Annotated in this window: 12 protein-coding genes; 5 read left to right on the top strand and 7 right to left on the bottom strand. The window is 68.6% G+C overall.

The annotated features are described in order from the left end of the window. The first annotated feature begins 67 nt into the window (after positions 1 to 67). Together ACLJO0_RS04720 and ACLJO0_RS04715 are read left to right on the top strand one after the other, a co-directional pair. A complete protein-coding gene (locus ACLJO0_RS04720) occupies positions 68 to 1,318 on the top strand; it encodes an aspartate aminotransferase family protein (protein WP_410576697.1) in 1,251 nt (416 codons plus the stop codon). Continuing rightward, positions 1,318 to 1,815 carry a DUF3830 family protein gene (locus ACLJO0_RS04715; protein ID WP_125792031.1) on the top strand — a complete coding sequence of 166 codons (498 nt, stop codon included), beginning with the start codon at positions 1,318 to 1,320 and terminating at the stop codon, positions 1,813 to 1,815. Before ACLJO0_RS04720 ends, ACLJO0_RS04715 begins: the two co-directional genes overlap by 1 nt. Before the next feature lie 61 nt (positions 1,816 to 1,876). Here ACLJO0_RS04715 and ACLJO0_RS04710 read toward each other — a convergent pair whose 3' ends face one another. Then, entirely contained in the window at positions 1,877 to 2,860 is a 984-nt protein-coding gene (locus ACLJO0_RS04710) for a hypothetical protein (RefSeq protein ID WP_410576696.1), read from the bottom strand. Positions 2,861 to 3,033: 173 nt separating this feature from the next. On the opposite strand from ACLJO0_RS04710, the gene ACLJO0_RS04705 reads away from it, so the two are divergent. Continuing rightward, positions 3,034 to 5,997 (top strand): BTAD domain-containing putative transcriptional regulator, encoded by a 2,964-nt coding sequence (locus ACLJO0_RS04705; RefSeq protein WP_410576972.1) that lies wholly within the window; start codon positions 3,034 to 3,036, stop codon positions 5,995 to 5,997. On the opposite strand, the gene ACLJO0_RS04700 is transcribed toward ACLJO0_RS04705, so the two are convergent. Further along, complete coding sequence (locus ACLJO0_RS04700; RefSeq protein WP_410576695.1) at positions 5,981 to 6,772, bottom strand: Calx-beta domain-containing protein; 792 nt, start codon at positions 6,770 to 6,772, stop codon at positions 5,981 to 5,983. The two genes, ACLJO0_RS04705 and ACLJO0_RS04700, sit on opposite strands and share 17 nt — an antisense overlap. A 189-nt stretch (positions 6,773 to 6,961) precedes the next feature. Here ACLJO0_RS04700 and ACLJO0_RS04695 point away from each other — a divergent pair, with 189 nt between their 5' ends. Further along, a complete protein-coding gene (locus ACLJO0_RS04695) occupies positions 6,962 to 8,344 on the top strand; it encodes an FAD-binding oxidoreductase (protein WP_410576694.1) in 1,383 nt (460 codons plus the stop codon). Positions 8,345 to 8,356: 12 nt separating this feature from the next. Next, a complete protein-coding gene (locus ACLJO0_RS04690; protein ID WP_410576693.1) occupies positions 8,357 to 9,910 on the top strand; it encodes an acetolactate synthase large subunit in 1,554 nt (517 codons plus the stop codon). Positions 9,911 to 9,975: 65 nt separating this feature from the next. Here the strand turns inward: ACLJO0_RS04690 and ACLJO0_RS04685 are convergent, their stop codons facing one another. From ACLJO0_RS04685 to ACLJO0_RS04665, 5 genes are all read right to left on the bottom strand, one after another. Further along, on the bottom strand, positions 9,976 to 11,403 hold the full coding sequence (locus ACLJO0_RS04685; protein ID WP_410576692.1) for an MFS transporter: 1,428 nt from the start codon (positions 11,401 to 11,403) through the stop codon (positions 9,976 to 9,978). Positions 11,404 to 11,460: 57 nt separating this feature from the next. Next, entirely contained in the window at positions 11,461 to 11,916 is a 456-nt protein-coding gene (locus tag ACLJO0_RS04680; protein WP_410576971.1) for a DUF3761 domain-containing protein, read from the bottom strand. A gap of 98 nt (positions 11,917 to 12,014) precedes the next feature. After that, positions 12,015 to 12,767 carry an SDR family NAD(P)-dependent oxidoreductase gene (locus ACLJO0_RS04675; RefSeq protein ID WP_410576691.1) on the bottom strand — a complete coding sequence of 251 codons (753 nt, stop codon included), beginning with the start codon at positions 12,765 to 12,767 and terminating at the stop codon, positions 12,015 to 12,017. A 9-nt stretch (positions 12,768 to 12,776) separates the two neighbouring features. Further along, on the bottom strand, positions 12,777 to 13,670 hold the full coding sequence (locus tag ACLJO0_RS04670) for an SRPBCC family protein (RefSeq protein WP_410576690.1): 894 nt from the start codon (positions 13,668 to 13,670) through the stop codon (positions 12,777 to 12,779). Then, positions 13,657 to 14,214 carry a helix-turn-helix domain-containing protein gene (locus ACLJO0_RS04665; RefSeq protein WP_410576689.1) on the bottom strand — a complete coding sequence of 186 codons (558 nt, stop codon included), beginning with the start codon at positions 14,212 to 14,214 and terminating at the stop codon, positions 13,657 to 13,659. The genes ACLJO0_RS04670 and ACLJO0_RS04665 overlap by 14 nt, the downstream gene beginning before the upstream one ends. Between the last annotated feature and the right edge of the window lie 11 nt (positions 14,215 to 14,225).

Raw genomic sequence — 14,225 nt, 5'->3', positions numbered from 1 at the left:
CCCGAAAGCCATGCTATGGATATTGTCAACAATCGACAACAGCTCAGCCGACCTAGGAGCGCAGCCCATGGCCCAGCTATCACCGCTGCTCAAGCAGGCAACGCCGGTCGTGGTCGACCACGGTGAAGGGGTGTACCTCTACGACACCGATGGCAAACGTCACCTGGATTTCACCGCCGGTATCGGCGTGACCAGCACCGGCCACTGTCACCCGCACGTGGTGAGCGCGGCGCGGGAGCAGATCGGCAAACTCATCCACGGGCAGTACACGACGATCATGCACAAGCCGATGCTCGAGCTGACCGAGAAGCTGGGCGCTGTCCTTCCGGAGGGCCTGAACTCCCTCTTCTACGCGAACTCCGGCAGCGAGGCGGTCGAGGCGGCGCTCCGGCTGTCGCGGCAGGCGACCAAGCGGCCCAACGTCATCGTCTTCCAGGGCGGGTTCCACGGCCGGACCGTCGCGGCGGCGACGATGACGACGTCGGGCACCCGGTTCAGCGCCGGTATCTCGCCGCTCATGTCCGGGGTGCACGTCGCGCCGTTCCCGTACGCCTTCCACTACGGCTGGGACGAGGAGACGGCGACGAAGTTCGCCCTGCGCGAGCTCGACTACCTGTTCGCCACTGTCTGCTCGCCGAACGAGACGGCCGCGTTCTTCATCGAGCCGGTGCTCGGCGAGGGCGGCTACGTGCCGGCGAACCGCGAGTTCCTCGCCGGGCTGCGCGAACGCGCCGACAAGCACGGGATCCTGCTGGTGATGGACGAGATCCAGACAGGCTTCGGCCGGACAGGCAGGTTCTGGGGGCACGAGCACTTCGGGGTGAGCCCGGACATCGTGCTCATCGCGAAGGGTCTCGCGAGCGGCTTCCCGATCTCGGGCATGGCCGCGTCGGAGGAGCTGATGGCGAAGGCGCTTCCCGGGTCGCAGGGCGGCACCTACGGCGGTAACGCGGTGGCCTGCGCGGCGGCGATCGCCACGCTGGAGGTGATCCAGCAGGAAGGGCTCGTCGAGAACGCCGCCGAACGAGGGCGCCAGCTCTTGGAAGGCGTCCGGGTGATCGCGGACAAGTCGCCGTCGATCGGCGACGTCCGCGGCCTGGGGCTGCTGGTCGGTTCCGAGTTCACCACGCCGGACGGCGAGCCGGACACCGCGAAGGCACAGGCGGCCCAGAAGGCCGCGTCCGCCAACGGGTTGCTGCTGCTGACGTGCGGGGCGTACATGAACGTCGTGCGGATGGTGCCGCCGCTGATCGTCGACTCCGAGCAGGTCGACGAGGCGCTGCGGATCTGGGGCGACGTCGTGGCGGGGGTCGCGTGATGGCCCGCTACATCACGATCACGCTCGACAAGCGCGGAGTGTCCTGCCGGGCCCGGCTGCTCGACGCCGAAGCCCCGCGGACCTGCCGGGCGGTGTGGGAAGCGTTGCCGCAGAGCGGTTCGGCCTACCACGCGAAGTACGCGCGCAACGAGGTCTACACCCTCGTCCCGCCTTTCGCCGAACCGAAACCGGGCCGCGAAAACCCCACGGTGACCCCGATTCCGGGGGATGTCGTGTACTTCGGGTTCGAGGCTTGGGAAATCGGCAACCCGGCGTACGGCTACGACGAGGACAGTGAGGCCCACAGTGACCAGGGCGCGACGGATCTCGCGATCTTCTACGGCCGCAACAACCTGCTGATCAACGGCGACGCGGGCTGGGTGCCCGGGAACGTGTTCGCGACGATCGAGGAGGGACTCGCAGAAATGGCGGAAGCCGCGCAAGACCTCTGGCTGCGAGGTGTCGAGGGCGAGACGCTTTCGTTCGCACGCGCGTGAAACCCGTGGGCGGTGCGGGTTCCTGCCCCACACCGCCCACGGGCCGGCACCCCTCCCTGGCTTACTGCCGCGCTTCGCTGAGCCGGTATTCGACGCCACCGACCTCTTCGCCGCGCTGGTCGACCTGGGTCACGTGGACGGTGTACTGCCCGCCGGCCGCCTCGGCTCCGGCGGTGAAGCTCAGCTTGGCGTCCACCTGTTCGCCCGACTTGAACGTCAAACCGCTGATCCGGGCGCGCTGCGGGTTCACGATGGCCAGCTCGGTCTCTCCGACACGTTCGACGCCTTCACCCTTCGCACCTGCCGCCCGCCAGCGTGCGGCGAGGTCGGGTCCGAGGTCGATGGTGATCCGTCCCGGGCCGGTGAACGGCCTGCCCGGCTGTGTGAAGACGATGTCGCCGACCGCCGTGGGGTCGGGACCGTCCCAGCCGAACACGATCGGCCGGTACTCCGGGATCTTGATCTTGAACGGCAGGACGTTCACGTTGTGCCAGGCGATGTTGTTGTTCTTCCGCGTGTTCATCGACGTGCTCAGACCCTCGGTCGGCAGGTCGGTCGGCGAAAGCCACCGCGCCAGCAGGCAGAAGTGCGAGCCGAACGGGACCTTCCACGGGATGACGACCCGTTTGGAGCCGTAGGGCACGCTCACATTGGTGGCCGAACCGATGTAGTTCCACTGGCTCGACCACTGTGCCACGGTGCCTTGCTTCGTGTAGTAGACCTGCAACGTTCCCTTCTCGAGGCCGTCCCCGTACGGGCCGGGGTTGTTCAGCGTGACATGGATGTAGACGAGGTCTCCCTGGACGACCGGGTCGTCGGTGACGCAGGGAGTCATTCCCTTGCACACCCGGATGTCGGGGCTGGAGTAGAGCGAGCCGGTCGAGGGTTCGAACCCGACGTCGGACGTGTTGTCCCGGATGAAGACGTCGGCCCGGGCTTCCGGCGCGGCCTGCACCGCCGGTGCGACACCCGCGAACAGCGTCGCGACGGCCAAGACGGCCGAGGCGAGCAGCGTTCGACGGCGCCGCGGATTCCTGCTGATCATGTTCCCCTCCTTGGGCGAAAAAGTCGGTCCGTTGACCGTCGGCCAGACCGGTTGTGGCGGGGTTGTCGAGATCGTGTGCCCTAATTGGCCGATTTCGGTGGGTCTTCGCCCGGATACGCTCACCGAGGTCACTTGCCGGAGGGAGCAGGGTGCCCGGGCCAGGGGAACTGCGGGTGCTGGGCCCGGTCGAAGCGATCGGCCCCACCGGGCGGGCGGAGTTGCACGGCGCCCGCCAGAGAGCCGTGCTCGGCGTTCTCGCCCTGCACGCGGGCTCGGTCGTCCCGATCCCCCGGCTGGTCGACGTGCTCTGGGGCGAGGATCCGCCCCGCACCGCGGTGAAGACCCTGCACAGCCACGTCGCCCGGATCCGGCAGGCGCTGGAGGACTGCGGATTCCCGCCGATCCTGCTGACGCGCAAGCCCGGGTACGTCCTGACGGTCGCACCGTCCTCTGTCGACGCTCTCCGCTTCGAAGAGGAACTTCGTGCCGCCAAGCGGAGCAATCCCGGCCAAGCGGTGGCGGCGTTGCGTGAGGCGTTACGGCTCTGGCGCGGCGAAGCCTTCGCAGATGCCGAACTCGACGGCTGGGGCCAACGCGAAGTCGAACGGCTTCAGGAACTGCGGCTGTCCGCCTGGGAAGAACTCTGGGACGCCGAACTCAGGCTCGGCGAACACGAAGAAGTCCTCCGGGAGCTTCCGCGGCTTCGGGCCGAGCAGCCGTACCGCGAACGGCTCGCCGCGCTGCACATGCTCGCCCTGCATCGCTGCGGAAGGCATGCCGAGGCGTTGGAGACGTTCCGGGCCGTGCGCCGCGGACTGGCCGACGAGTTCGGCGTCGATCCAGGCCCCGAACTGGTCGAGCTGCATACCTCGATCCTGCGGCGCGCGCCCGAACTCGACGCGCCGGCGCGAGGCACCGCGCCCGCGCAACTCCCCGCCCGTGTCGGGCATTTCACCGGACGGCAGCAGGAACTCGCTTCGCTCGACAAGCTCCTCGACGAACCCGAACCACCGGTCGTGGTCATCTCCGGTGCGGCCGGGATGGGCAAATCCGCGCTGGCCGTGCAGTGGGCGCACCTCATCGCGGACCGCTTCCCCGACGGTCAGCTCTTCCTCGACCTCGCCGGGCACGACCCGAACGAAGCACTCTCACCGGGTGACGCGCTCGCGCATTTGTCGCGTGGACTCGGCCTCCCCGACGATCGGCTGCCCGACGCGACGGCCGAACGCGCGGCGCTCTACCGCTCCTTGCTGCACGGCAGACGTTGCGTGATCGTCGCCGACAACGCGGGTGGCGTCGACCAGATCCTCCCGCTCGTCCCCGGCACGGCGAAGGCGATGCTGATCGTCACGAGCAGGCAGACGCTGGCCGCGCTCGGAAGCAGGCACGCCGTCCACGTATTCGCCCTCGACGCGCTGGCCGACCCGGAGTCGATGACCCTGCTCACCCGGGTGCTGGGCGCCGAACGGGTCGCCCGAGAACCCGCGCAGGCCGCGCGGCTGGCCAGGCTCTGCGACGGGATGCCGTTGGCGCTGCGGATCGCCGCCGCGCGCCTGACCGGTGAACCGGGCCGTCCGATCGCGGCACTCACCGCCGAACTGACCGGCGTCGGCCGACTGGAAACCCTTGCGGTACAGGGAGATTCCCGGACGGTCAAAACCGTTCTCGCGAGCGCCTATCTGCCGTTGGACCGGGCGCCGGCTCGGCTGTTCCGGCTGTCCGGGCTGATCCCGGGGGCGTCGTTCAGCTCGGCTCTCGGCAGCGCGTTGTGCGGGGTGCCCGTCGAAGCGGGCCGGGCCGCGGCCGCCGAACTGTCCGCGGCGCATCTGATCACCCCGGCGGGCCCGGATCGCTTTCGCCTCCACGACCTGATCCGCGAGTTCGCCGTCGGGTGTGCCCGCGCCGACGAAACGACGTCGAGCCGCGCCGAGGCCGCGGACCGCCTGATCGATTGGTACCTGCACGTGGCCGCCGAGGCGAACCGGGTCATCGACCCGAACCGCGATCTGGTGGTCCCGGCGCTGCGCCACTCGCCGCCCGAGCGGCCGTTCCCGGCGGAAAGGCGTTCGGCGCTGGCGTTCCTGAGTGCCGAACGCGCGAATCTGCTGCCCGTGGTGCGGTTCGCGCGCGAACACGGCCGCAACACCGCCGCCTGGCAGCTCACCTATCTGCTCACCAGCTTCTACGACACCACGGGTGGTTGGAACGAGCGGATCGGGCTCTGCCGCGAAGGGGCCGCGGCGGCGGCCGAACTCGAAGATCCCTTGGCGGAGGCGGAAATGCTGCGCGCGCTGGGTGCGGCCTACTTCATGACCCGCAGGCTGACGGACGCGCTCGAAACCAACGCCCGCGCGTTGAAGGCGGCACGCGCGGCCGGTGATCTCGAAGGCGAAGGGCATATCTACAACAACACCGCGAACGCCTACGCCGCGCTGCGCCGGTTCGACGAGGCGATCACCGCGTACCGGCTCGCGGTCCAGCGGTGCACCTCGGCGGGCAACCGGCTCGGGCGCGCACTGTCCCAGCGCAACCTCGGCCACGCCTACATCCGCCGGGGCCAGCCGATGGACGGCCTCAGCCCGCTGACGGACGCACTGGAGACGTTCCGCGCACTCGGCAACGCGCGGCTGGAGGCCGCCACCCTCGACACGCTCGGTGAGGCCTACGAGGAACTCGGCGATCACGACGTCGCGCTGGACCACCTCGGCAAGGCGCTGGCCGCGTCCCGGGCGATCGGCGACCGGTGGCAGGAGTGGGAATCACTGCTGCACGCCGGCCAGGTCCACCTCGCCCGCCGGGATTTCCGGGCCGCGCGGGACGATTTCGACCAGGCGCTGCTGATCAGCCGGGACGTCGGGAACCGGCACAGTGAGGCGGCCGCGCTCGATCGGCTCGGCCGCGCCCACCTGGGGCTCGGTGATCTGGTGGCCGCGCGGGAACACCTCGAGCGCGGCGTCGCCGTCCGGGCGAGCGTCCCGGATCCGTACGAGGAGGCGCACCTGCACCGCGACCTCGGCGACCTGGAGGCGCGTTGTGGTGACACGGCCGCCGCGGCCGCCCACTGGGCTCGAGCGATCGAGCTGTACCGGCGGGCGAACGCGACGGCCGATGCCGACCTCGTCACCGGGCGGAACTGATCACCACGGTCGAGGTCGCGTACACGAGCTTGCCCTGCGACGGCTCGAAGAATTCGACCCGCGCCTTCCCCGTTTGACCGGACAAGACCGTGAACTCGGCGTATCCCCTGGTTTCGCCGGGCCGGAAGGTGACGACACCGTCCTTCACCGGCACGTGAGCGGACCCTTCGGTGCGATAGCGGATCGTGAGCGGCCCCGCGAGCCACGGGCGGGACAGCACGAGCGGCACCTTGCAGCTGGTGCCTTGCGCGAAGTTGGGCGGGATCGACCAGCAGATCTCGCCTTCCTGAGTGGTGGCGAGCGGTGGAGCCTTCGTGACGTCGTCGTCGGCGATCCAGGCGACGCCGACGCTGTGCCCGATCCGCAGCCCCTTCTCACCGGACAGACGCAGGGAGAACATCTCGTCGTTCTCCACGAGGGAGTCGGCGCGGACCCTGACCGCGACGGTGCGCGTGTCCGCCGTCCCGGACCAGGTCAGCGTGCCCGCACTCGGCAGGTAGTCGACGCTCTCCTTCGCGATGAACGCCGGGTCGACCGGCGAGCCGTTGCCCTCGATCGTCCGGTATTCGACCGCGCCCTGCGGCGCGCAGCCGCCATCGGCGAGCGAAACGGTGAAAAGAAGGGTGGTGTATCCGGCGCTGGTTCCCTCGGCCTGGCTGACCCCGCTGACGTTGACCACGGGAGCCGTGCAGCCCGTTTCCCCGCCTTCGGCCACCGGAACCGCGAGCCCGAACGTGACCGCGAGCGCCGCCCCCAGCGTCGCGATCCGTCTCATCTTCGTTCCCATCGAGCTTCCACCCCTTCCGGCGGGCCGTCGCGGCCCGCTGCGACATGGGTAGCCGAGTGAGGTTGTCGTGAGGTTGTGACCACCGGAAAGCAAACATGAAAATGATTCATGGCCATCCCCGCCCACGACGTACTACGCTTCGGTAACCAGGCAAAGAAGCGTGAGGAAGGGCAGTCGATGGGCGATGTTGCGGCACGGTTCGCCGAAATCGTCGGGGACGCGAACTTGCTGTCAGGCGAGGCGATCCCCGAGGACTACGCACACGACGAGGCTTTGACCACCTCCGCGCAGATACCCGCCTACCTGGCGAAACCGGGTAGCGCCGAAGAGGTCGCGGAGCTGCTCAAGGCGGCGACCGAACACGGCGTGCCCGTCACCGCGCGAGGGTCGGGCACCGGACTTTCGGGTGGTGCGCGGCCACGCGAAGACAGCCTGGTGATCTCCTTCGAGCGAATGAACGCGGTGCTGGAGATCGACACCGAAAACCATGTCGCCGTCGTCCAGCCCGGCGTCACCTTGTCCGAATTGGACGAAAAGACCACGGAAGCCGGACTCGGCTACACCGTCTATCCCGGGGAACTGAGCGCGAGCGTCGGCGGCAACGTCGGGACGAACGCGGGCGGTATGCGCGCGGTCAAGTACGGCGTCACTCGGCACAACGTCGTGGGTCTGCAGGCCGTGCTGCCCACCGGCGAGATCATCCGGACCGGCGGCAAGACCTCGAAGGTGTCGACGGGGTACGACCTGACGCAGCTGATCATCGGTTCCGAAGGCACCCTCGCGATCGCGACCGAGGTCATCGTGAAGCTGTACCCGCGCCTGCCACACGGCGCCACGGTGTTCGCCCCGTTCGAGACCTTCGACGAGGTGATGACCGTCGTCCCGAAGATCATCGCCAGCGGGCTCGCGCCGCACATCCTCGAGTACATCGACAACCTCACGCTCGCGGCGATCAGCTACAACGAGAAGCTCAGCCTCGGTGTCCCGGACGCCATCCGTGACAAGGCGCAGGCGTATCTGGTGGTGGCGCTGGAAAATCGCGACAACGACAGGCTGCACGCCGACATCGAGGAACTCGGTGGGCTGCTGGGTGATGTCGGCGCGATGGACGTGTACGTGCTCGAAGGCGCTTCGGCGCGCAAGCTCATCGAGGCGCGTGAGAAGGCGTTCTGGACAGCCAAGGCGGCCGGCGCCGACGACGTCATCGACGTGGTGGTCCCGCGGTCCGCCATGCCCGAGTTCCTGCGCAAGGCCAGGGAAATGGCGTTGTCGCGCGAGGCGGGCGCGCTCGGTTGCGGGCACGCCGGCGACGGCAACGTCCACCTCGCCATCTTCTGCAAGGACCCGGACAAGCGGAAGCAGCTGCTGACCGACATCTTCGCGCTCGGGATGGAACTCGGCGGCGCGATCTCCGGCGAGCACGGCCTCGGGAGGGCCAAGTCGGGGTACTTCCTCGATCTGGAGGACCCGGCGAAGATCGCGCTGATGCGCCGGATCAAAGAGAGCTTCGACCCGGCCGGGATCCTCAACCCCGGCGTTCTTTTCGCTGAGAGGGCTTGAAAAGTGAGTGAGATGAACGGCGCCCAGTCCCTGATCCGCACGCTCGTCGACAGCGGTGTCGACGTGTGCTTCTCGAATCCGGGCACCTCGGAGATGCACTTCGTGGCCGCGCTCGACACCGTGCCCGAGATGCGCGGCGTGCTCGGCCTGTTCGAAGGCGTCGTCACCGGTGCCGCGGACGGGTACGCGCGAATCGCCGACAAGCCGGCGGCCACGCTGCTGCACCTCGGCCCCGGTCTCGGCAACGGGCTGGCGAACCTGCACAACGCGCGCCGCGCGCACACCCCGATCGTCAACGTGATCGGCGATCACGCGACCTATCACAAGCAGTACGACGCCCCGCTCGAATCGGATATCGAAGGCGTCGCCGGTTCGCTCGAAGGCTGGGTCCGCCGTTCCGAGCACACGAAGGACGTCGGTGCCGACGCCGCCGCGGCGGTCGCCGCGTCTCGGGACGCCCCCGGGCAGATCGCGACGCTGATCCTCCCCGCCGACGCGTCCTGGGGTGAGGGCGGCGAGACCTGCGCGCCCATCCCGCCGCGGATCCCGCAGGCCGTCGACGCGACGACGGTGAAGAACATCGCCGAAGTGCTGGCCAGTGGTGAACCGGTGGCGCTGCTCGTCGGCGGCAGCGGCTGCCGTGAGGCCGGCTTGCTCGCGACCAGCCGGATCGCCGCCGCGACCGGGGTGAAGGCGTTCGTCGAGACCTTCCCCGCCCGGCTCGAGCGTGGCGAGGGCCTGCCGACGATCGAGCGGCTGGGTTACCTCGCCGAGCAGGTCGCGTACCAGCTCGACGGGATCAAGCACGTGATCGTCGCCGGGACGAAGGCGCCCGTGTCGTTCTTCGCCTACCCCGGCAAGGCGAGCAATCTGGTTCCCGAAGGCGCGCAGGTCCATGTGCTGGCAGAGGTCGGGCAGGACGTGCCGCGTGCCCTGAACGACGTCGCGGCCCTGGTCGCCGCCGAGACGGAGCCCGTACTGCAGCAGGCCGCCAGGCCCGCGCTGCCGTCCGGGACGTTGACCCCGCAGAACTGGGTCGACGTGATCGGCGCGCTGCTGCCGGAGCGCGCGATCATCGCAGACGAGGCGAACACCTCCGGTCTGCTGTTGCCGGCCGCGACCGCGGGCGCGCCGCGGCACGACCTGCTGACCCTGACCGGCGGCGCGATCGGCTACGGCATGCCGGTGGCGACCGGGGCGGCCGTCGCCGCGCCGGACCGGCCGGTGATCAACCTGCAGTCCGACGGCAGCGCGCTGTACACGATTTCGGCGCTGTGGACGCAGGCGCGGGAGAACCTCAACGTCACCACGGTCCTGCTGAACAACCGCGCGTACGCGATCCTCCGGCTGGAGTTGCAGCGGGTCGGCGCGGACGCCAACGGGCCCAAGGCGAACGAACTGCTCGATCTTTCCCGGCCCGACATGGACTTCGTCAAGATCGCCGAAGGCATGGGTGTCCCGGCGACCCGGGCGACGACCGCGGAAGAGCTGGCCGAGCAGTTCCAGCGCGCGCTCGCCGAGCCGGGACCGCATCTGATCGACGCGATCGTCCCGACGCTGTTCTGAGTACGTGACATGAAAGGCCCCTTCATTGCGAAATGTGCGATGAAGGGCCTTTCATGTCATGCGGGCTAGTGGACCGAGGCGACCAGAGGTTCTGGCCGACGTTGCTTCGGGACGAAAGCGGTCAAGACGAGGCCCAGGAGCGCCGCCCCGGCGGCGACCACGAAGCTCAGCCGGAAACCCGCCGCGGACGGAACGGAAACCCCGCCGACGGTGATCGCCAGCGACGCGAGCATGGTCGCCATCACCGCACTGGACGTCGATGTGCCGACGGAGCGCATCAGCGAGTTCAACCCGTTCGCGGACGCGGTTTCGGTGACCGGGACGGAACCCATGATCAGCGCGGGCATGGCCGCGTACGCGATGCCGACGCCGCCACCGATGATGATCGACGCCGTGATCAGCTCGAAGGCGTTGTCCATCAACACGGTCGCGAAGATGTATCCGGCCGCGATGGTGGTGGCACCGACCATCAGCGTCGTACGCGGGCCGTAGCGCTCGATGAGCCGGGCCGAAACCGGCGACAGCATGAACATCACCAGCCCGTTCGGCGCCAGGCAGAGCCCGGCCTGGACCATCGTCAAGCCGAGCCCATAGCCGGTCGACGCGGGCGCTTGCAGCAGCTGCGGGAACGACAACGCCATCGAGTACAGCGCGAACCCGATCATGATCGACGCGAGGTTGGTGAACAGCACCGGCCGCCGCGCGGAGACCCGCAGGTCCACGAGCGGATCGCGGCGCCGCAACTGGTAGGCACCCCAGACCAGCAGGATCGCCACCGCCGTCCCGGCGAAGCCGAGGGTGCGGCCGCTGCCCCAGCCCCATTCGCCGCCCTTGACGATCGGCAGCAGCAGGCAGACCAGCCCGACCGTCAGTCCCAGAGCTCCGAGGTAGTCGAACGGCGCTGGTGTCTTCACCGGCGACTCCGGCACCACGAACAGGATCAGCAGGCCGCAGACGAGCCCGAGCCCGGCCGACGCCCAGAAGAGGACGTGCCAGTCGGCGTTCTGCGCGACCAGCGCCGAGACCGGGAGACCGATGGCGCCGCCGACGCCGAGCGTCGAACTCATCACCGAGATCGCGGCGCCGACCCGTTCCGGCGCGAGTTCGTCGCGCATGATGCTGATCCCCAGTGGGATCGCGCCCATCGCGCAGCCCTGCAGCCCGCGGCCGACGACCATCAACGCGAGTGAGCTGGTCAGCGCGGACACCACCGAACCGGCGACCAGGAAACCCAGGCTGATCAGCAGCAATTTGCGCTTGCCGTAGAGGTCGCCGAGCCTGCCGCTCACCGGCATCACCACGGCTCCGGCGATCAGGGTCGCCGTCACCACCCACGACGCGTCGGACGGGGTCGTGTCGAGCAGCCGGGGGAACGCCGGGATGAGCGGGACGACGAGCGTCTGCATGAACGAGGCCACCAGACCGCAGGTGGCGAGCACGACGACGAAGATCCGGGGCGAAGGTGCCCGTCCGACCGGTTTCACCATGCGCATCCCATGATCCGACCTTACACAGCACCACCCTTCTCAGTGAACGGTTGACCGACGGGATCACAACCAGGTGCGGACCCCACCGTGTCCGGAACAGGTACCGCGACGATTCTGGCTGTAGCTATAGGAACCGTCCTTGCAGATGGCAGTCGCGCCGTCTGCCGCGCCCGGTCCGGTCGCCGGCCGGTGGACACAGACACCGTCGGAGTTGCGGTAGTGGTCGCTTCCGCATTCCGCCAGGTTCGGCGCCTTTGCCGTCGGCGTCGTTTTCGGCCGGGTTTTCGTCGGAGCCGGCTCGACCTGCTTCGGCACGTCGACCGCGGCCGTGGTCTGCGGCACGAGCTGCTGAAGTGTCGGAGTCGGCGTGGCTGTACTCGTAGGCGGTGCCCAGCTACTGCTCGGCGTCGATGTTGTGGACGTTGCCGACGCGGGGCCGTTCTGCGGCGTGACCCGCCCGGTGGGCACGGTCTCCACACCGCAGCCCCCGGCGACCAGAAGCCCGATCGCCAGCGCCATGCCCAGCTTCGTCGCTCTCTTCGGCACAACGGCCTCCCCGGCACTTGGTGTAGTGCCGCATAGTCGGGAGAGCGTTCGCCGTCGTTACAGAGAGAACGTCAATCGACCATCGCGCCGCAACTGATGTTCAGTGCCGTCGCCGTCATGCTGCGCGCGTGATCCGACGCGGCGAAGGCGGCCACACGGGCGACGTCATCGAGCGATGCCGTCCGCCTGAGCATCGTGGCTTCTTCCATGTCGCGGATGGCGTCGTCGAGTCCGGCGCCCGCCGGTATCGTCTCCGGGATCCCGCCGGTGCGCAGGGTGACGACACGGATGCCGCTCGGTCCGAGTTCGCACGCCAGCCCTCGCCGCAACGCCTCCATCGCACTGAACGCGACCTGCAGCCCGCCGAGGTGGTACCCCGGCAACGGATCACCGTCGCCGCCGAACATCAGGATCACCCCGGACCCCTGCCCGATCATGTGCCGGGCGGCCGCCCGCGCGGTCAGGAAGTTCGTCCGTACCGCCGTCCGGACCGGGCTTTCGAGGTCCGCCAACGACATCTCGACCAGTGGAGTGCCCTGGACGTCGTTGTGCGTGATCACGTTCATCGAGATGTCGACACTGCCCGCCGACGAAGCCACCGAAGCGGCGTGCTCGTCGATGGCCGTTTCGTCGAGTGCGTCGAACTCCGCGGTTTCCGCTTTTCCGCCCGCCGCGCGGATTTCGTCGGCCAGGACGTCGAGTTTCTTCAGTGTGCGGCCGGTGAGATGGACGGTCGCGCCCTCCCTGGCGAAGCCGCGGGCCACCGCGCTCCCGATTCCGCCGGCCGCCCCGTAGACGATCGCGTTCCTGCCTTCGAGCAACATCGGATCCTCCTATTTCCCGTCCAGTGTGATGAGTCCTTCGGGTGTCCCCTCCAGGCGGACGTCGACCCAAATCGGGAGCCACGGGTCGACCTCGTGGAACCTGCGCAGTTCCGCCAAACCACTGAGCCAGCCCATCCACATGCCGTACGGCGGTTTCCCTTCGGAGAATCCACTTTGGACGAAGGTCAGCTTCGTGCCGCCGCCGGATTCTTCGAGTTCCCAGGAGGCGACGATGCCGTCCTCGTACGCGAGCGACATCTTGGAATCGGGCACCAGATCGACGATCTTCGCCGGATCCGGGTCGTTCTCCAGCGAACCCATCGCCCAGCGGCCGCCGACGTGGGTCTCCGCCTCGATGCGGGCACCGAACCAGCGCGTGAACACGGCGGGGTCGGCGATCGAGGAGTAGACCTCGCCTCGCGGCGCGTCGATCCGCACTTCTTCGTTCATCAGCGAGGAAGTGAGGTCGCAGCGGGCGGTGAGCGGCCGTCCTTCGACGTGGTCCACGAGGTTCGCGACGGACAACGCCCAGAACGTGTACATCATGCCGAGCGACGAGTCGGGGTCGGCCAGCATCGCGGCATAGTCCGGCAAACCGGTCTGGCTGAACGACAGGGAGGTCGCCTCCCCGTCTTCGGTCAGCGCGATCTCGACGACGGTCTCCGTCTCGCCGAGGGTCCAGGCGAACCGCAGGACCTTGCCGTCGGCCAGCAGGAGTCGCTGACGCGGACGATCTCCCTCCGGCGTGTAGCGACCCCAGAATTCGTACCGGGACGGCAGATCGACTTCCGCGTACTCGGAAAGCCAGATACACAGCGCCCCGGGATCGACCAGCGCGTGCCAGACCTCGTCGATCGGCGCGCGCACCCGCACCTGGAATCTCGTCGGCTCAGTCACGGACATTTCCCTTCGGGTAACAGGCCACGGCGAGCTTGAAGGCGTCGCCTTCCGCTCCGCCGTAGCGGGTGAACAGATCCTGCAAAGTCGTCTTCAGTTCGTCGAGGAACTCCTGGCGCCGCTCCGGCTCCACCCGGATCTCGCCGGAGACTCCGATCGACGGCAGTTCCCGCACCGTCCTGTCGAGCGCGGCGACGTCCGACTGGACCTCCTCCATGAGGTCCACCAGATAGCCGAGACTCAGCTCGTCCCGCGCTGCCCGTGGGCCGATCCGGCCGACCAGCCCGGGCGACAGCCAGTACGAACGCGCGCTCGCCTGGTACACGCCTTCACTGACGGCGCGCACCTTCCGCTCCGACACCTGCTTCACCAAACCGGCTTCCACCAGTCGTTTCACGTGGTAGTAGACGCGCTGCGGGGTCTGGTCCAGCACCGCCGCCACCTCGGTGCAGGACCGCGGCTCCGCCAGCTGCCGCAGGACGTCCACCCGCTGCGGTTTCAGCAACGCCTCCGCCTGCTCGAGCCGCTCGAGGTACTCCACGTCCTTCACGGCCGCACATC

It is taken from the genome of Amycolatopsis sp. lyj-108 (assembly GCF_046549005.1).
Lineage (GTDB): Bacteria > Actinomycetota > Actinomycetes > Mycobacteriales > Pseudonocardiaceae > Amycolatopsis.
Note: the sequence above shows the minus strand (reverse complement) of the source record. Positions and strands in the feature narration are given on the sequence as shown.